General features: G+C 62.8%; 16 protein-coding genes and 2 tRNA genes. 10 read left to right on the top strand and 8 right to left on the bottom strand.

Annotation, left to right across the window (positions count from 1 at the left end):
* The 3 genes from AC1L34_RS02655 to cobC are packed head-to-tail and all read right to left on the bottom strand — an operon-like array spanning position 1 to position 2,967.
* Positions 1-759: a zinc ribbon domain-containing protein gene (locus AC1L34_RS02655; RefSeq protein ID WP_424296733.1), complete on the bottom strand. Its 759-nt coding sequence runs from the start codon at positions 757-759 to the stop codon at positions 1-3.
* Positions 756-1,886, bottom strand: coding sequence for a Nif3-like dinuclear metal center hexameric protein (locus tag AC1L34_RS02650; RefSeq protein ID WP_424325915.1), 1,131 nt, complete (start codon positions 1,884-1,886; stop codon positions 756-758). Before AC1L34_RS02650 ends, AC1L34_RS02655 begins: the two co-directional genes overlap by 4 nt.
* 19 nt (positions 1,887-1,905) lie before the next feature.
* Complete coding sequence (cobC, locus tag AC1L34_RS02645) at positions 1,906-2,967, bottom strand: Rv2231c family histidinol phosphate aminotransferase CobC (RefSeq protein ID WP_424324161.1); 1,062 nt, start codon at positions 2,965-2,967, stop codon at positions 1,906-1,908.
* Between cobC and AC1L34_RS02640 the strand changes: the two genes are divergently transcribed.
* From AC1L34_RS02640 to AC1L34_RS02630, 3 genes are read left to right on the top strand one after another with little or no spacing between them, the layout of a single operon-like run.
* Complete coding sequence (locus AC1L34_RS02640) at positions 2,966-3,700, top strand: HAD hydrolase-like protein (RefSeq protein ID WP_424322526.1); 735 nt, start codon at positions 2,966-2,968, stop codon at positions 3,698-3,700. The two genes, cobC and AC1L34_RS02640, sit on opposite strands and share 2 nt — an antisense overlap.
* Positions 3,693-4,181, top strand: coding sequence for a low molecular weight protein-tyrosine-phosphatase (locus AC1L34_RS02635; RefSeq protein WP_424296740.1), 489 nt, complete (start codon positions 3,693-3,695; stop codon positions 4,179-4,181). The genes AC1L34_RS02640 and AC1L34_RS02635 overlap by 8 nt, the downstream gene beginning before the upstream one ends.
* 34 nt (positions 4,182-4,215) lie before the next feature.
* On the top strand, positions 4,216-5,163 hold the full coding sequence (locus AC1L34_RS02630; protein WP_424296742.1) for an SURF1 family cytochrome oxidase biogenesis protein: 948 nt from the start codon (positions 4,216-4,218) through the stop codon (positions 5,161-5,163).
* Positions 5,164-5,244: 81 nt separating this feature from the next.
* On the opposite strand, the gene AC1L34_RS02625 is transcribed toward AC1L34_RS02630, so the two are convergent.
* Complete coding sequence (locus tag AC1L34_RS02625) at positions 5,245-6,195, bottom strand: cobalamin biosynthesis protein (RefSeq protein WP_424325916.1); 951 nt, start codon at positions 6,193-6,195, stop codon at positions 5,245-5,247.
* A 35-nt stretch (positions 6,196-6,230) separates the two neighbouring features.
* Between AC1L34_RS02625 and AC1L34_RS02620 the strand changes: the two genes are divergently transcribed.
* From AC1L34_RS02620 to AC1L34_RS02610, 3 genes are all read left to right on the top strand, one after another.
* Positions 6,231-7,049 (top strand): spermidine synthase, encoded by an 819-nt coding sequence (locus tag AC1L34_RS02620; RefSeq protein WP_424322529.1) that lies wholly within the window; start codon positions 6,231-6,233, stop codon positions 7,047-7,049.
* A gap of 58 nt (positions 7,050-7,107) precedes the next feature.
* Positions 7,108-7,182, top strand: a tRNA-Cys gene (locus AC1L34_RS02615).
* Positions 7,183-7,425: 243 nt separating this feature from the next.
* Positions 7,426-7,674, top strand: a complete 249-nt coding sequence (locus AC1L34_RS02610) for a hypothetical protein (RefSeq protein WP_424296747.1) — start codon at positions 7,426-7,428, stop codon at positions 7,672-7,674.
* Positions 7,675-7,775: 101 nt separating this feature from the next.
* On the opposite strand, the gene AC1L34_RS02605 is transcribed toward AC1L34_RS02610, so the two are convergent.
* Positions 7,776-7,850, bottom strand: a tRNA-Val gene (locus AC1L34_RS02605).
* 139 nt (positions 7,851-7,989) lie between these two features.
* Between AC1L34_RS02605 and AC1L34_RS02600 the strand changes: the two genes are divergently transcribed.
* The 3 genes from AC1L34_RS02600 (at position 7,990) to AC1L34_RS02590 (ending at position 12,357) form a co-directional block, all read left to right on the top strand.
* Positions 7,990-8,802 carry a maleylpyruvate isomerase family mycothiol-dependent enzyme gene (locus AC1L34_RS02600; RefSeq protein ID WP_424296749.1) on the top strand — a complete coding sequence of 271 codons (813 nt, stop codon included), beginning with the start codon at positions 7,990-7,992 and terminating at the stop codon, positions 8,800-8,802.
* A 130-nt stretch (positions 8,803-8,932) separates the two neighbouring features.
* Entirely contained in the window at positions 8,933-9,793 is an 861-nt protein-coding gene (locus AC1L34_RS02595) for an SGNH/GDSL hydrolase family protein (RefSeq protein ID WP_424324158.1), read from the top strand.
* A 176-nt stretch (positions 9,794-9,969) separates the two neighbouring features.
* Positions 9,970-12,357 carry an acyltransferase family protein gene (locus AC1L34_RS02590; protein WP_424325917.1) on the top strand — a complete coding sequence of 796 codons (2,388 nt, stop codon included), beginning with the start codon at positions 9,970-9,972 and terminating at the stop codon, positions 12,355-12,357.
* A 124-nt stretch (positions 12,358-12,481) separates the two neighbouring features.
* On the opposite strand, the gene AC1L34_RS02585 is transcribed toward AC1L34_RS02590, so the two are convergent.
* The 3 genes from AC1L34_RS02585 to AC1L34_RS02575 form a co-directional block, all read right to left on the bottom strand.
* Positions 12,482-12,946 carry a peroxiredoxin gene (locus tag AC1L34_RS02585; RefSeq protein WP_424294256.1) on the bottom strand — a complete coding sequence of 155 codons (465 nt, stop codon included), beginning with the start codon at positions 12,944-12,946 and terminating at the stop codon, positions 12,482-12,484.
* Between the two features lie 5 nt (positions 12,947-12,951).
* Positions 12,952-13,338: a DUF3052 domain-containing protein gene (locus AC1L34_RS02580; protein WP_424294258.1), complete on the bottom strand. Its 387-nt coding sequence runs from the start codon at positions 13,336-13,338 to the stop codon at positions 12,952-12,954.
* A gap of 205 nt (positions 13,339-13,543) precedes the next feature.
* A complete protein-coding gene (locus AC1L34_RS02575; RefSeq protein WP_424294257.1) occupies positions 13,544-14,119 on the bottom strand; it encodes a hypothetical protein in 576 nt (191 codons plus the stop codon).
* 242 nt (positions 14,120-14,361) lie between these two features.
* Between AC1L34_RS02575 and aceE the strand changes: the two genes are divergently transcribed.
* Positions 14,362-17,130 carry a pyruvate dehydrogenase (acetyl-transferring), homodimeric type gene (gene aceE / locus AC1L34_RS02570; RefSeq protein WP_424294259.1) on the top strand — a complete coding sequence of 923 codons (2,769 nt, stop codon included), beginning with the start codon at positions 14,362-14,364 and terminating at the stop codon, positions 17,128-17,130.
* Positions 17,131-17,218 lie beyond the last annotated feature (88 nt).

Below are 17,218 nucleotides of genomic sequence, written 5' to 3'. Positions count from 1 at the left end.
TCACTCGTCGGCGGCAGGCGTCGGCAGGCCCGACTGCGCAGTTCGAACCATGATGGCGGTGCACTCTTCACATCGAAGTACCTCGTCTTCATCGGCCGCGGCAATCCGGGCCAACGAGCGGGGATCAAGCTCCATCCGGCACGCACCGCAGCGCCGCTGCCGCAGCAGGCCGGCACCCACCCGACCCTGCTCGCGGAGCTTCTCGTAGATCGCCACCATCGCCGCATCGATGCCCTCGATCAGGGCAGCGCGCTTGGTCTGGGCGTCGGTGACCTTTTCTTCGACGGCCACCAGCGCCGCGTCGCGATCGGCGACCATTGCCAGTTCCTGCTCGGTCGCGGCCAGCAGGGCAGCCTCGGTCCGCTCCAGTTCAGCGGCCGTCGCCTCCTGCTGCTCCATAACCTCCATCAGTTCAGCTTCGAGTGCCTCATTGCGTCGTTCCAGGCCACTGACCTCATGCTGAAACTCTGCCAGCGCCTTGTGGCCGACGGCCCCGGACTCGATCTGGTCCCGATCGCGCTTGAGGTGCTCGGCGGTGCCGGTCAGCTCCTTATCGACGCGCTCAAACTCGTTCTGCAGATTGTCGACGGCCACCTGCGCCCGCGAACGGTCGTCGCGGATCTCCTCAAGCTTCTGCGCCTGCTTCGTGAGTTCGGCATCTTCCGGCAGGTTGCGCAACTCGTGCCGCATCTTGGCCAGTTCGGCGTCGAGGTCGGCGACGTCGAGCAGTTGTCGCTGTTGTGCGCTGGGAACCTTCACTGTTGCTCCTTATGTCCGCCGACCACCGTGAAGGGGTCGGTCGGGTCTTGGAAAATGGTTGCCCGGCAACCGAACTCCGTCAGGATATCGGCGACGGTGCCGCACCAGGGGAACTCGGTCGCCCAATGTCCGGCATCGACGAGTGCGGGCGACCCCGCTCGCAATGATTCATCGACCACGTGATGCCTCAAATCACCGGTCACGTATGCGTCGACACCGGCCGCCGTGGCCGCACCGATCAGCGAATCACCGGCACCGCCGCACACCGCGACGGTGCTAATCATGGTGTCGGGTGCGCCAGCACCGCGCACCGGCCAGGCAGCCTTCGGCAGCACCGCGCCAACATGTGCGACAAATGCGGCGAACGTTATCGGTTCGGTCAACGTGCCGATCCGGCCCAACCCAATATCGGAGTCGAGTGCCGCTTGCTCAAAGACGTCGAAGGCGGGTTCCTCATATGGGTGCGCATTGCGCAGCGCGGCGAGGATCGTGTTGCGGAGTTTTCGCGGAGCAACCATTTCCAGGCGCTGCTCATCGATGCGGGTGAGGTTCCCGATCGCGCCGATCGCTGGGGTCGCCCCGTCGATAGGCAGGAATTGTCCCGTTCCGACCACGCTCCACAGACAATCGCGGTAATCGCCGAGAGCACCTGCCCCGGCAGCGAACATCGCCGTACTCACTTGCTCGGCGTTGCCTTCGGGGACCATCACGATCCACTTGTCGAGACCATCGACACGGTATGGCTGCAGCGGTGTCGTGTTGTGCAAGCCGAGCACCTCGGCGAGCGCGTCCGACACTCCGCGCCTGGCCTTGTCGGCGTTGGTGTGGGCGGAGAGCAGGCCACAGCGCGCCCTGATCAGGCGATGAAGGATCCGCCCCTTGGCCGTATTAGCGGCCACGGTCGTCGCACCGCGCATGAGCAGCGGATGATGCGCCACGATCAGTTGGGTGCCTGTTTGCTCTGCCAGATCAACCACAGCATCGGTCACATCAACGCAGATCAGCACCTTTTCGGCGGGCTCGGCCGGATCACCACACACCAAGCCGACAGCATCCCAATCTTCTGCGAGATGGGCGGGATAGACCCGGTCCAACTCGGCGAGCACCTCACCCAACACGGGGCTCATAGTGCGTCACACTCCTCTGCTACAGATTCTTCATGGCATCAATTAGGGCGTCAGTCGACGCCGGGGGCCGAACCGCGATCCGCAAATAGTCGGGCCCGAGCCCAACAAAGTTGGCGCAACTGCGGATTCCGATCCCACGCTCTCGGAGTCTTGCCTTCAAGGTGAGCGCGTCATCGACCTTGATCAGAACGTACGGCGCGGACGGCACCGCCGCGGGCCTTACGTCGATCTCGGCGAGCCGCGACAGCAGATACTCGCGATCACCGACGACAGTCCGCGCCTCGCGGCGCGCGAAGTCTTGTCCCTGCGGGCCGAGGCATTCGATGAGCGCGACCAGCGAGAGGGTTCCGAGCGGCCAGTGTCGACGACCTTGGTCGAGGGTCCCGATGATCGAGGAGTCGGCAAGAAGGTAGCCCGCGCGAAGTCCGGCGAGGGCGAAGGTCTTGGTGATCGATCGGATCACGATGATGTCGGGCAGGCTATCGCTGGCGAGGCTCTCCGGCTCCACGACGTCGCCCGCAGCGTCGTAGGTCAGGTCCGCGAATGCTTCGTCGACGACGATGATTCGTCCGGGCCTACGCAATGCCAGGATCTGTGTCCGCGCGTGCAGGACCGAGGTCGGGTTGGTGGGATTGCCGATGATCACCAGGTCCGCATCGTCCGGGATGTTGGTGCCCTCAAGGCCCCACGGCTCCTGAAGAACCACGTTGGTGATGCGGATTCCGGCGGCGCGGAGCACCCGCTCGGGTTCGGTGAATGACGGTGCGATCAGCGCGGCATGCCCGGCACCGAGCTTGGCAAGGAGTTCAAAGCCTTCGGCCGCGCCCCCAAGCAAGAGGATGTTCGACGGCTCACGTCCGTGCAGGTCGGCGACCGCGCGTGTGGCTGCAGCGATATCGGTAGACGACGGGTACGCACCGAGGTCACCAATGCGGTCGCGTAGGGCGTCGGCGAGGAAGGGTTGGGGCCCCGGTCGCACGTTGACGGCAAAGTCCAGGACCCCGTCGGCCGTGTCTTCGTCACCGTGCCGGTGCGGGTCAAACAGTGTGCCCGCGGTGTCTGCGGCCGGGCGTTGTTCCATGACTGCCAACGATACGTGCACCATGGAGGCCGTGATTCCGCTACTCGATGACGCCGCGACCGCCCTGCTATTCGACCTCGACGGAACCCTCACCGACAGTTATGAAGGCATCACCCGCAGCTATGTCTATGCCTTCGAAAAGATCGGATATCCGGTGCCGTCGGAGGAGTTTTTGCGCAGCGTCGTCGGACCGCCGCTTCGGGAGTCGATGGGCAATTATGGACGCGAGTTCGGCCTTGACGACATGCAGATCACCGCCGCTATTGAGGCCTATTTGGAGAGATACCGTCGGATCGGTTGGCTTGAAAACCGGGTATACCCCGGCATCGCGGAACTGCTTGCCGACCTTGCTGCGTCGGGTCGTCGGATGGCCGTAGCAACTAGTAAGAATGAGCCCCTGGCGCGACAAATCGTCGGCCATTTTGGGTTGTCCGACTACTTCGACTTTGTCGCCGGTGCTTGTCCGGACGGCACACGCCCGACGAAAGCTGACGTCATCGCGCATGCGATTGACGGACTAGGCTGGGCAACGCCATCACATCCGATTGTGATGATCGGTGACCGATCTCACGACATCGTCGGGGCTGCCGCCCACGGTATCCCGGCAATTGGGGTCGCCTGGGGCTACGCTCTTCCCGGAGAACTTGAGAAGGCTCTGTCGATAACCGGTATAGCTACAGCCGACTTGATCGTCGAATCGGTCCAGGAACTGCGTGAGGAACTCGGTGTCTGACAACTCGCCCCACAAACTGCACGTGTGCTTCGTGTGCTCGGGCAACATTTGCCGTTCCCCGATGGCGGCGTCGATCTTCAGTTCGGCGATCGCCGATGCCGGGCTGTCCGACGTCGTCCGCATCAGCAGTGCTGGCACTGGTGGCTGGCACATCGGGGAGCCCGCCGACAATCGTGCACGGACCGAACTGTTGGCGCACGGCTACTCCGACAAGCACGTCGCCGCGCAGCTGACGCCCGACCACTTGTCCGCAGACCTCCTCGTGGCAGCAGATTCCGGGCACGTCACCGAGTTGGAACGCAAGCGGCTTGGCAATCGCGTGCAACTGCTGCGGAGTTTCGATCCGAACGCCGATAGCGCCGAAGTCCCCGATCCGTATTACGGCAGTCAGGCTGATTTTGCCGAGGTCCGAGAACAGATTGAAGCAGCAGTTCCGGGCCTGCTCGCGTGGGTCCAGAAGGCGTTGGCAGCGCGGGCTTAACCGGCTCGCCCGTTAAGCCACGTAACCTGGTGGTGTGCGTGTGCTGAAATCTTTCCTGCGTCCCGGTTGGCTGTTGCTGGCGGTGTTCACGGTCGCCTTTGCCGCAGCATGCTTTTGGGTTCTCGCTCCCTGGCAGTTGGGGAAAAATACCGAGACCGAGCACCGCAACAATCTGATCCGTTCCGCTGAGTCGACGGCACCGGTCCCGCTCGATGAGCTCGCCCCGAAGGGGAAGTCGTTCGACGCTGATACCGAGTGGCGCGAAGTCACCGTTTCCGGGAACTACTTGGACGACAAGCAGGTGTTGATCCGTTTACGCACAGCCGGCGAGCGACCGTCGGTTGAGGTCGTCACACCATTCCAGGTGGCGGGTTCGGATCGAGTGTTGCTGGTGAATCGCGGGTGGGTACGTCCCGAAGAGGGCAACGTCGTCAATGCTGAGCCAGGCCCCGCCGGGCAGGTGACCATTACCGCCCGCATTCGGAAAACCGAGGCAACCAGTCCGGGTAAAGAACCACGCGTCGAGAATGCCGTGTGGACTGCGTACACGATCGATACTTCGCAACTTGGCCGTGTCACGGCACTTCCATCTGAGGGCTTCTATCTGCAGTTGTCGCCGAATCAGCCCGGGTCGCTCGGCGAGATTGAGTTGCCGCAACTAGATTCGGGACCGTACTTGTCGTACGGCTTGCAGTGGCTCGCATTCGGGCTAATGGTGCCGCTGGGTGCTGGCTACTTTATTTACTCGGAGGTCAAGGCGCGGCGCGCGACGAAGGTCGCTGCGGAAGCCGACGAGTCATCGCCGCCCCCACCCGCTCCCCGCAAGGACCGCGACCGGATCCGCGAGCAACTCCGCGGCACCGGCACGGTCAGCGGCAACGACGTCCTCGCTAAGCAGACCGCGGAGATCGGCGGCGGCGCTGCAGGCGCCGAAACCGACGACGACGTCAAAGCCAAACTGGCACAGCGCTACGGGAAGTAGCCCGCGGGCGCACGGTGTACCGAGGAACCGCGACGATCAGCTGGCACCTAATGCACGATCATGACCGTCGTCGCCTTCTCGCTAGGCTGTGCCTGCGGAGCGACGCCGCACCAGCCCCGCCCGAATCAGCACCGCCCCAACGGCACTAACGATCTGCACTCTGCGCGACAGCGCGACCGCCGCTCTCAGGTCGGCGGCGGTCGGTGAACGCCCGTCGCCGAGCGTCGGTCGTTCCTCGATTCCGTGCGCATAAACGGTCCGGCCACCCAACTCGATGCCGAGGGCGCCGGCGAACGCCGCTTCCACGACCCCCGCATTCGGGCTGGGGTGGGCGGCGGCATCGCGTCGAATGGTTCGCCATACGACGCCGGGCTGGCCGCTCGCTGCGGCCACAATCAACGCAGTCACGCGGGCTGGTATTAGGTTGGCGACGTCGTCGGTCCGCGCGGCGGCCCAGCCGAAGTTTCGGTAGCGGTCGGAGCGATAGCCGATCATGGCGTCGAGCGTGTTGATGGCTCGATACGCGAGAAGCCCCGGTGCGCCAATTGCCGCGGCCCACACGAGCGGTGCGACTGCCGAGTCGGACGTGTTCTCCGCGATGGACTCGACGGCGGCCCGGCAGATCCCGGGTTCGTCGAGCAGATTGGGGTCGCGTCCCACGAGTCCGGAGACGAGTCTGCGGGCGCCTTCAATATCTCCTGCGTCGAGGGCATCGGCGATGTTGTCACCGATCCGGCAGAGCGACGTGCCACCCAGTGCAGTGAACGTGGCTGCAGCGGTACCTACGGTTCCAAGTCGTCCGGCCGCATCGCCGATACCGGCGGCCACCGCGACCCAGAAGGCGGTAAACCCCGCTCCGACAGCACGGCTGTCCGCGTAAACCACGGCTTCACTCCGTGAGACGGCAGAACCGAAGACTGCGACGGGATGCCCGCGTTGGGGGTCGGCGAAGACGGCGTCGGCCGTCGCTCCGAGAGCTAGGCCCCATGCGCCGGATTGGTCGAATCCGGTGGGCTGGAAGTTCTTGCGCATGGCCCTGAGCCTATCGACGGCTAGGATCGACCCCGATGGCCACTGCACGTGAAGAACCTGAATCAGGCTCTTATGAGATTTCCACCGGTACTGCCGAGCTGACCCCCGATCGCGAGGGTGGTTGGCTGCTGTCGGTCAATGGTGTGCAGAGCAGTCACATCGCTGACCGCCCCGACATACTCGATTTCGAGTACATGCGTCAGGCGGTCGCGGCCATCGAGGACCATTACGCCGACCGCGCGACTGGCTTGCGGGTGCTGCATTTGGGAGCCGCGGCATGCGCGTTGCCCCGATACTTGGCGCACGCCTACCCGCAGTCGCGGCACGTGGCTGTCGAGATCGACGCGGAGCTGGCGCGATTGGCTCGCGAATGGTTCGACCTTCCACGCGCACCCCGCCTCCGCATCCGCGTCGGCGATGCGCGCGACGTCGTCGTCAGCCTCACCGAACAGACGCGAGACGTCGTCATTCGCGATGCCTTCGCTGAGAGCGTGACACCGCTTCATCTCAAGACCGTCGAGTTCACCGAAGCCGTTCGCCGCGTGTTGACACCGGAAGGCCTCTATATCGCGAACTGTGGCGATCGCCGGGATCTGAAGTCGGTTCGCAGCGAGGTCGCCACCATCGGTGAAGTGTTCACCAACATCGAATTGATTGCTGATCCGTCGATGTTCAAGGGTCGACGCAGCGGCAACATCGTCGTGGTTGCTTCCGACGGCCCACTCCCCGACTCCGCCGAATTGGAGCGTCGTCTCCGCTCCGATCCGGAACCGTCGCGCCTGATGACCGCTACCGCAGCGAGGTCGTTCGGTTCGGGTCCAATCCTGCGCGACGCCCCGGCTCCCACCAATTGAACTCACGCCGACCGTAACCATGGTCACTTTCTGCCGTCCGCGACAAGGTGTAGGTACTGCGGGTGTGGCTGAGAGGCAAGGCAGCGGTCTGCAAAACCGTGCGACGCGGGTTCGAATCCTGCCATCCGCTCCATTTCGTTGCGCGCGTACCGTCGCGAACAGGATGAGTTGCTGTTCGGAAGAAGGCGGCACAGTCGCTAGCATTAAGCCGTCACCATTACCGGCGACCATTCACCGGCCACGCCACGTCACGGCGTTTCAAATGAACATTCTGATCGAGAGGGCACTCGTCCCTCACCTGCGGTGAATCCGCATCGGGTCCGCCGTCCCCGAAAAGACGGTGCAGCACTGCAGTATCTCGCCGAGTGGCGACGGCATGTCGAGTTCACGGAACGTCGCTTCCGCGACCGGGAGTACTACGACGACCGCTGGCCGTGCTGCGATGAAATGCCGCTGGCGGATGCCCGCGAAAGCGCTTGCACGACTGTTGCACCGCGACGGTCGACGAGCGCATCGACTGCGGGTTGCGATTGCGGAACTCGACGAGCGATTTCGTGCGGTGACCGTCGAACGCGGTACGTCCTGGCGTTCCACGAACTGGTGGCGCAGGCGGGAATTGCTCTAGCGCCGGAAAATTCTGACTTCGTACAGCCTGTCGCAACAGGCAGATGTTGACGAGCAACTGTTGACCAGCAGTTTCAAACGTCGTTTGACCTTCGCTAATCTTGGTGCGCGCAAAGGGATTTGAACCCCTGACCGCTGGTGTGTAAGACCAGAGCTCTACCGCTGAGCTATACGCGCGGGTGCCGAACATCATTCGACCCAACCCAAGATATCGGGTCGGACGCCACTACCCAAACTGAGTTCCGCCAATCCGGGCATCAGCGGGCAACTCCGGCTAGCGTGAGCGACAACCAGACACCCCGCGGAAGGACCCCCAGTGACGACCTTCGTCCCACAAGAACCGTTGATCGATGCGCTCGAAACCCAATGGCAGGCACTGCACGATCTCGTTTCACCACTGACCGACGAGCAGTGGACGACGGAATCGGTCCTGCCCGGCTGGCAGGTTCGCGACATCATGGCGCACATTGTTGGCACGGAGTCCATGATCAGCGGCCTGCAGCCCGACGAAACCGTCGACGTGAAGGAACGCGAACACGTCAAGAACGCGATCGGTGAACTCAACGAGCGGTGGATCGACCACTACCGGGCGCGCTCCCGTGATGCGCTGATGGCAGATTTCGCCTCGGTCACCGCCGGGCGCTTGAAGTCACTGCGCGGAATGACCGAAGGCCAATGGGACGCGGATTCAGCCACTCCCGTCGGCCCCGACACCTACGGTCGGTTTATGCGGGTCCGCGACTTCGACTGCTGGGTTCACGAGATTGATCTTCGCGACTCCCTGAATCTCGGCAAGCCCGAGAATGTTGCGCCAGCTCAATTCGCGATCCGTGAGATCGAAATGTCGCTGCCGTACGTCGTAGGGAAGAAGGCGCGGGCGGAGGTTGGGAGCGTCGTCGCCTTCGACATCACCGGCCTCTATCCCCTCACCATCTTCATTTCGACGGAAGACCGGTCTGCGGTAGTTCCCGCAATTGAGGGCAAGCCCGATGTGACCCTGAAACTCGACGCCGTCGACTTGGCCCGACTTGCAGGCAACCGCCCGTTGGCGAACCCGAAGAACGTGGAGATTATCGGCGACACCGACCTCGGCGTGGCCGTGGTCCGAAGCCTGCACTTCATGATCTAAACCGACGCACGAACTGTTCTGTGATCGATCCGCAATCCCTCCAGCCTTGCGGATCGTGTTGCTGATGATGTGCAATGACATCATTGTGACTGATGTGATTAGTGATTCCCCTTCACGCCTACGTGCTCGAATGCAACGAGGTGCCGTCGCCATCGCCAGCGCCGCCCTCCTGAGCACCAGCCTTGCGACCACCTCGCCCGCGTCAGCGGCACCGGCACAAACCGGGCAGATCAGCGCCACGCTGATCGATGCAGCCGGCCGACTCATCACACAGAACATCCCCGCACTCGGGACCACCGGCTCGTCGAGCATTGACCTACCCGGGCTGTTCAACATCCTGACCCCGCCGGGCGCCAACCCCCCGGGTGCCACCCCACCGAATCTCGCGCCAACCGGCGACCGACGTACCTCATGCCAGACCGTCGTCCACATCGGCGATTCCACCTCCGTCGGCATCGACAGCGCCCTCCGAATCCCCTCCGCAGCAGACCGTCTCACCGCCCAATACCAGCGAGTCGGCTCGAAGACGGTTGAATTGAACGCCCTTGGCGGTCGGTCAATCGTCGAGAAGGTCAACGACGAACCGAACGCAGTCGACGCCATCCGCACCGAGAAGTCCGCAGGCAAGAGCGGTTGTTGGGTGATCGCTATGGGCGTCAACGACGCCGCCAACATCGCCGTCGGCAGTGCAGTGAACGCCGACCAACGCATCGATCGCGTGATGTCCGAACTGACGGGCCAACCGGTTCTGTGGCCAACAGTAATGACCGGCAACGCCAGCAACGCCGCCTATTCCCCCGACAACATGAAGTCGTTTAACGCCGCCCTCGCACGCGCTACGGGCCGCTACCCGAACCTGAGGATCTACGATTTCGCCAGCGAAGCACAGCCCAGCTGGTACGTCGATGGCATCCACTACAACGAAACCGGTCTGGTTCAGCGCAACCGACTCTTCGCTACCGCACTCGCCACAGCATTCCCCGGACGGTAGGCCACCCAGCACCTTTCAGTGGCGCACATCACGTCCGAAATGTCGCTGAGCAGCGACTTTCGCTCATTTGACTGACTCGCATCGCGCGCTTCCTCGCCTAAAATGAGACCTCGGCACCGGACTCGATGCCACGAGTTCGTCTCAGCGACACGCTAGCTAGGGAGTTCCACCGCAGGATGCCACGTCCGATACATAACGCCTCGTCGTACCTGCCGGGGCTCGACGGCATCCGCGCCCTGGCCGTTACGTTCGTCATCCTGTATCACCTGTCGATCCCCGGATTCTCCGGAGGCCTGCTGGGTGTTGGCGTGTTCTTCACCCTGAGCGGGTTCCTCATCACCTCGCTGCTCATCTCCTCGCACGAGAAACACGGAAATCTAGGCCTCAAAACATTTTGGCTCCGTCGCGCGCGCAGACTCTTGCCAGCCGTCGCCCTCGTTTTGGTCACCACACTGGGCGCTGCGGCGATCGTCGTTCCGGCGAAGCTCGAACAGTACTGGTGGGAAGCCCTCAGCGCGTTCTTCTACGTCAACAACTGGCACACGATCGGTGCCAATCAGTCGTACTTCGACCGCTTCGGTGGCCCCAGCCCGCTGAGCCACATGTGGTCCCTGTCCATTGAAGAGCAGTTTTACATTGTGTGGCCCCTCTTGCTGGCCTTGATGTACCTGGTCTTGAAGCGACGCACTCTCATCACCGGCGTCATCGTCCTTCTGTCCCTCGGCTCGTTCTGGCTGCTGTCGGAACTCGCCACCGCGGGCTTCGATAACACCCGCGCCTACGAAGGCACCGATACCCGTGCAGGTGCCCTACTCCTCGGTGCCGCCCTGGCATTTTGGTGGCCAGCCCGCAAGCACCGCGTCACCCATAATCAGCGCTGTGTGCTCGACGTCCTCGGCCTAGCCGGACTCGCGACCATCACTTACCTCTGCCTCACCATGCCCGATACGTCGACCAGCCTGTACACGTGGGGACTCCTAGCGCTGACGCTCGCGACGATGGCTGTGCTGATGGCGGCCGTCGCACCGCAAACGCTCGTGGCATCACTGCTGTCCATCCAGCCGTTGCGATGGATCGGCGAACGCTCGTACGGCATCTACCTGTGGCACATGCCCCTCGTCGCGTTCCTCCCCGGACTGCTGCGCGCCGAATCGCTGTGGGTCAGTTCCGTCGCCGTCATCGCCGGGACCCTTCTACTGGCGACGCTGTCCTGGCGTTTCGTGGAGGACCCGATTCGCCGCCACGGCTTCCGCGCCGCCTTCACCACGCCCCGACCCGCGGAGGATAAGTTGCCCGCACAGTTCACGACCGCGCTCATCGCCTTCTTCACTCGCATCGTCGAGGCGCTCACCAACGCTCAGCGCAAGCGTTTGCAGGCGGTCGACGCTTTCACGCCGATCGATCCCGAAGTTCCCGCTGAGCCGCCAACTGAAGCTGCGGAGCGCCACACCAGTCCGCCGATTCACATCGAGCCCCTGCGTGAAGAGCCCGTCAGCCTGAACGACAGCGAGCAGGCAGTGGTGCCGGTGCCGCTGATTGAGGAGCACCTCGAACTCGAGGTAAGCAATCCCGAACCGACGGCCGAGCCCGAAATGTCCGCCGAGCTCGAAACTCATGTCGAAGCCGATTCGACTACCGAAGCCCTCGAGCCGCCCGCGGAGCCGACCACCGTCGAGCCGGTCGTCATGCCCGCCGACGAGTCCCGTCGCTCACCTGTCCGCGCCATGCTCACCGTTGGTGCCGTCGTCCTCGTCGGCATGGGCACAATGGTCGGTGTCAGCAAGATCAACCCTGACCTTCCGGTGATCAGCGCGCTCTCCACTGCGGGCGACACCGATGATGCCCCGTTGACCGAGAACGCTGGCCCCCCGCCATTGCGCACGGGCCCAACCCTGCCGGCCGCTCAGCGGAAGACCAAGTGCACCAAGCTATTGCATGTCGGCGACTCCACCTCAATCGGCATGAATGCCGCCGAACTCCAGACCAATCCGGCGCTCCGACTGTCGGGCCAGTACAAGTCGGTCGGCGTCAAAGACTACGAGTCCGACGTGGTTGGTGGCCGATCAAGCTTGGAGGAGGTTGACGGGCAACCGAATGCCCACGATTCGATCGTCGGCGACGTCTCCCGCGGGTTCAAGGGGTGCTGGGTGATGGCGATGGGTATTAACGACGCCGCCAACATGGAAGTCGGCGGTCCCGGGCCCATCGACATGCGGATCGACCGACTCCTGGCACCGCTGAAGGGCCAGCCGGTGATGTGGCCGACGATCATTACCAACAAGCTCAACCAGAACCCGGCATACAGCAATCAGGCGATGCAGCGGTTCAACCGTGCCCTGCTAAACGCGTGCAAGCGTTACCCCAATCTCCGCGTGTACGACTGGGCTGGCGAAACCCAGCAGAGCTGGTTCTCCACCGACGGCGTGCATTACACCGAGCCCGGCTACGTCGAACGCGCACATCGCTTCGCGATCGCGGTGGCAACGGTGTTCCCGGCCAACGACCTTCCACCCGCAGGGTGCCTACTGTCCTCAACGACGGCAGTCGTCCGCAACCCGGCCTAGCCCCGACCGCACAACCTCCCAGGGCGCGTTCTCGCATGATGCGTCGATTCCCGCTACACGTCGGACGTGTAGCGGGAATCGACGCATCATGCGAGAACAAGAAAATGGGTGGCAGACGCGCACCTCACAGAGCAGCTAGCGCCGCGTCCCACGTGTCGGTTTCACGCTTTTCACCTGGTCCGACCATCGACGAAAACTTGACGACCCCGTCGCTACCGACAAGGACGGTTCCGCGGTTCGGAAAGCCATGGCCGTCGTCGAAGACGCCATACTGCGCCGAGATGTCACCGTGCGGCCAAAAATCCGAGAGGATCGGAAACAGGAAGCCCTGCGCCGACGACCACACCTTGTGGGTTGGGGGCGGACCAACCGAAATTGCGACGGTCGACAACACGTCATTGTTGAAACGCGGCTCATTATCGCGAAGAAACCCCAATTCCCCCTCGCAGGTGCCCGTGAAGGCCAGCGGGAAGAACACCAGGAGGACATCGCCGTTAGCTGTCAGACTCGACAGCGAGACAATCTGGTTATTCTGATCACGAAGTTCAAACTCCGGTGCGCGCGAACCGACTTCGATAAGACCGGTCACGGCAATCAGCGCTTACCGGTACGAGCCTTGGGCGTCACCAGTTGGGCTCCGGACCAGTCGCCCAGCGAAACCACCGAGGTCTGCGTGAGACCCGCGGTCGGTGCGGCTTCAGCGATATCTGCCGGATCGACATATCCCGGGCGTCCGGTCTTTGGCGACAGAACCCAAATAAACCCGCCTTCGGCGAGTGGTCCGATGGCATCCATCAGCGCGTCGACCAAGTCGCCGTCTTGCTCGCGCCACCATAGGACGACAGCGTCCATGACGTCGACATCGTCTTCGTCGAACATCTCTGCGTCGATGGCATCTTCGATTTCTATTCGAAGGTCGTCGTCAGTGTCCTCGTCCCACCCGATCTCCTGCACCGACATACCGTTGGTGAAGCCGAGCATGAGGGCCTTGCCTTCTGGGGCGGTTACCACCGCGTACTTCCTCCCATTCGTTGGTTTCGCATCGCTGTAAGCGCATACGAAGCTCCGTCGTAGTGACGCAGCTTAAGGACAGCCTAAAGGCAAAATGCCTTCGCGCACAGAGTCTATCGACACGAAGTGTCGTATCTGCTGTTTCGCTACCATGTTGATCCTGAATTATCGCAGGTCAGTCGGATCCCGCGGGAAGGTACTCCGAGCATGTCGCCAAGAGCCGCTCCCGATCGGAACTCCATTTCTCCGATGCGGAATTCAAGGCGAGCCTACGTTGCCCTTCAATCTGCTCGGCCAGACGCTCCGAGCTCGTGACAAAATCCTGAACTTCGGCATCGATGTCTTCTGGGACGTCCGGTGCCACCATTTTGCGGACCTCATCAGCACCGGAGGTCAACGTGTCGGCGGCCCATTTGTCCTCCGACCCGATTTTGTCGTAGCTCTGAACCTGGTTGAGCCGCTTGATGAATGCGTTGTAGTCGCGCACCATCACACCCGCCGTCGTAATGACTTGCTTACACAATCGGGTGACCGCAATCTTTTCCGCCTCGGAGGCGCCCGCACGGGTAATCGTGGCGGTGACGGTCCCTGCAGGCGGGGTTGACGGCGCGGCATCGTCGGAGCCGCCACATGCTGAGGCCGGAATAATGCTCACGGCGATGATCGCGGACACAATGGCCCGAGCCACTCGGCCCACAGTTATCCCCTTCGATTCGCGGCCATTCCCGAGCCTGATCGGGGATAGCAACATTACGAAGGAGGCTACCGCACAGTATTGAATGTGACTCGCCACATCTAGCGCGATACCTCGTGATTTGCGGCACGATAGAAGGTAGGCCGCGTCCAATAAGTCAGCGGCAATATCCGGCCGCCCCACCCCGGCGGCCCCGACACGCAGGTGTGACGACGACCAGCGCCGCCTCACCCCTGCGAGATAGGTGGCATCTTGTGACCGATCAGCTTTCTGGATCCTCCCCCGCCAACCCTGACTCACTGGCGAGTCCCGGATCCTCACCAGCGTCAAGTGGTAGTCGTGTCCAGGTAATTCGCGACGGAGTCGCCTCGTACCTGGTCGATAACGACCCCACGGAAACTGACGAGTGGCTGGAATCGTTCGACGGGATGCTGGCCGATGCTGGACCCGAGCGAGCCCGGTATCTGATGCTGCGGATCCTTGAGCGAGCCGAAGACAAGCGAGTCGGTCTGCCTGCCTTGACGAATACCGACTACGTCAACACCATCCCCACCGAACTTGAACCGCAATTCCCCGGCGACGAGGATCTAGAGCGCCGCTACCGTGCGTTCATCCGTTGGAATGCCGCGATCATGGTGCACCGCGCCCAACGCCCCGGAATCGGCGTCGGCGGCCACATTTCGACTTACGCTTCCTCGGCGTCGCTGTACGAGATTGGCTTCAACTACTTCTTCCGCGGGCAAAACCACCCAGGCGGCGGCGACCAGATCTTCATTCAGGGCCACGCATCGCCGGGCATCTACGCGCGCGCATTCCTGGAAGGCCGGATCGACGAGCACCGCCTCGACGGTTTCCGCCAGGAACACAGCCACGCCGGCGAGGGCGGCGGCCTACCGTCGTACCCGCACCCGCGGCTGATGCCGGAGTTCTGGCAGTTCCCGACGGTGTCGATGGGCTTGGGCCCCATGAACGCCATCTACCAGGCACGATTCAACCGCTACCTGCATGGCAACGGCATCAAGGACACCTCCGACCAGCACGTGTGGGCCTTCCTCGGCGACGGTGAAATGGATGAGCCAGAGTCACGGGGTCTGTTGCACGTCGCAGCCACCGAAGGCTTGGACAATCTCACGTTCGTCGTCAACTGCAACTTGCAGCGCCTTGACGGACCGGTGCGCGGCAACGGCAAGATCATCCAGGAACTGGAGTCCTTCTTCCGCGGTGCGGGATGGAACGTCATCAAGGTGGTCTGGGGTCGCGAATGGGATTCGCTGTTCCGCGCCGACAACGGCGGCGCCCTCGTCGACCTGATGAACAGGACCGTCGACGGCGACTTCCAGACCTACCGCGCCAACGACGGCGCCTTTATCCGCGATCACTTCTTCGGCCGCGATCCGCGGACCAAGGAACTCGTCGCCGACATGTCCGACGACGACATCTGGAACCTCAAGCGCGGTGGGCACGACTACCGCAAGGTCTACGCGGCTTATGCGGCCGCGATGGCGCACAAGGGCCAGCCGACTGTCATCCTTGCGAAAACCATTAAGGGCTACACCCTCGGTAAGCACTTCGAGGGCCGCAACGCCACGCACCAGATGAAGAAAATGACGCTCGACGATCTGAAGGCGTTCCGCGACACCGCGCACGTTCCGATCACCGACGCGCAACTCGAAGCCGATCCGTACCTGCCGCCGTACTACCACCCGGGAATGGATTCGCCGGAGATCAAGTACATGCTCGACCGCCGAAACGAACTCGGCGGCTTCTTGCCCAGCCGGAAGTTCACCGCCAAGCCGCTGAGTCCGGACATTGCTCCCGCACTCAAGGCAGTCGCGGGCGGTTCAGGAAATCAGCAGGTCGCGACCACAATGGCACTGGTCCGGGTCTTCAAGGAACTCCTTCGCGACAAGGAGATCGGCAAGCGAATTGTCCCGATCATCCCCGACGAGGCCCGCACGTTCGGCATGGACTCGTGGTTCCCCACCCTGAAGATCTACAACCCGCATGGCCAGAACTACACGTCGGTCGACGCCGAACTCATGCTCGCGTACAAGGAGTCCGAGAGCGGGCGAATTCTGCACGAGGGCATCAACGAGGCCGGTTCGACGGCGTGCTTCACTGCTGTGGGAACGTCGTACGCGACGCACAGTGAGCCGATGATTCCGCTGTACATCTTCTACTCGATGTTCGGTTTCCAGCGGACCGGCGACAGCTTCTGGGCCGCCGCCGACCAGATGGCCCGCGGTTTCGTCGTCGGCGCGACCGCCGGTCGCACGACCCTGACCGGTGAGGGCCTGCAGCACGCAGACGGTCACTCTCCGCTGCTGGCGTCGACCAACCCCGGGGCCGTCTCCTACGACCCCGCCTTCGCGTACGAACTTGGACACATCGTCATCGACGGCTTGCGCCGCATGTATGGGCCCGATGCGGAGAACATCTTCTACTACCTGATGGTCTACAACGAGCCGATCACTCAGCCTGCCATGCCCGACGATCTCGATGTCGCTGGTCTACTCAAGGGCGCCTACCTGTACCGCAAGGCGGAGAAGCCGGCCGAGCATTTCGCGAACATCTTGGTTTCGGGTGTCACGATGGGCGACGCGCTGCTTGCTCAGGACTTGCTGGCCAAGGATTGGAACGTGGCGGCCGATGTCTACTCGGTGACCTCGTGGTCGGAGCTCTCGCGCAACGGAATCGCTGCCGACCGCGACGAACTCCGCGATCCGAGTTCGTCCCGTCGTCCGTACTTGACTGAATTGTTGCAGTACACGAAGGGGCCATCGGTAGCGGTCACCGACTTCATGCGTGCGGTGCCCGAGCAGATCCGCGCCTATGTGCCGGGCACCTATCTGACTCTCGGTGCCGATGGTTTCGGGTTCTCCGATACTCGTCCGGCCGCGCGTCGCTTCTTCAACATCGACGCCGAATCGATCGCCGTTGGCGTCCTGGTTGCGTTGGCACGTGACGGGAAAATCGATCGCACCGTCGCTGCCGATGCGGCACGGCAGTATCAGATCACCGATGTGTCAGCGGCACCCGAGCAGACCAGTGATCCCGGCGTAGCCTAATCACTCCTGCTAGCTGCTATTTCCGAACGCCGACGACCACCAGGTCGTCGGCGTTCGGCGTGCGGGTCCATCTATTCCTTATATATGG

This window comes from Gordonia sp. 34D (assembly GCF_056682775.1).
Note: the sequence above shows the minus strand (reverse complement) of the source record. Positions and strands in the feature narration are given on the sequence as shown.

Excerpts from the sequence above, each read along its gene's own strand:
- AC1L34_RS02650 (WP_424325915.1), bottom strand. The coding sequence starts at position 1,886 with ATGAGCCCCGTGTTGGGTGAGGTGCTCGCCGAGTTGGACCGGGTCTAT.
- AC1L34_RS02640 (WP_424322526.1), top strand. The coding sequence starts at position 2,966 with ATGACTGCCAACGATACGTGCACCATGGAGGCCGTGATTCCGCTACTC.
- cobC (WP_424324161.1), bottom strand. The coding sequence starts at position 2,967 with ATGGAACAACGCCCGGCCGCAGACACCGCGGGCACACTGTTTGACCCG.
- AC1L34_RS02625 (WP_424325916.1), bottom strand. The coding sequence starts at position 6,195 with ATGCGCAAGAACTTCCAGCCCACCGGATTCGACCAATCCGGCGCATGG.
- AC1L34_RS02620 (WP_424322529.1), top strand. The coding sequence starts at position 6,231 with ATGGCCACTGCACGTGAAGAACCTGAATCAGGCTCTTATGAGATTTCC.
- AC1L34_RS02610 (WP_424296747.1), top strand. The coding sequence starts at position 7,426 with ATGTCGAGTTCACGGAACGTCGCTTCCGCGACCGGGAGTACTACGACG.
- AC1L34_RS02595 (WP_424324158.1), top strand. The coding sequence starts at position 8,933 with ATGCAACGAGGTGCCGTCGCCATCGCCAGCGCCGCCCTCCTGAGCACC.
- AC1L34_RS02590 (WP_424325917.1), top strand. The coding sequence starts at position 9,970 with ATGCCACGTCCGATACATAACGCCTCGTCGTACCTGCCGGGGCTCGAC.
- AC1L34_RS02580 (WP_424294258.1), bottom strand. The coding sequence starts at position 13,338 with ATGCTCGGCTTCACCAACGGTATGTCGGTGCAGGAGATCGGGTGGGAC.
- AC1L34_RS02575 (WP_424294257.1), bottom strand. The coding sequence starts at position 14,119 with ATGTTGCTATCCCCGATCAGGCTCGGGAATGGCCGCGAATCGAAGGGG.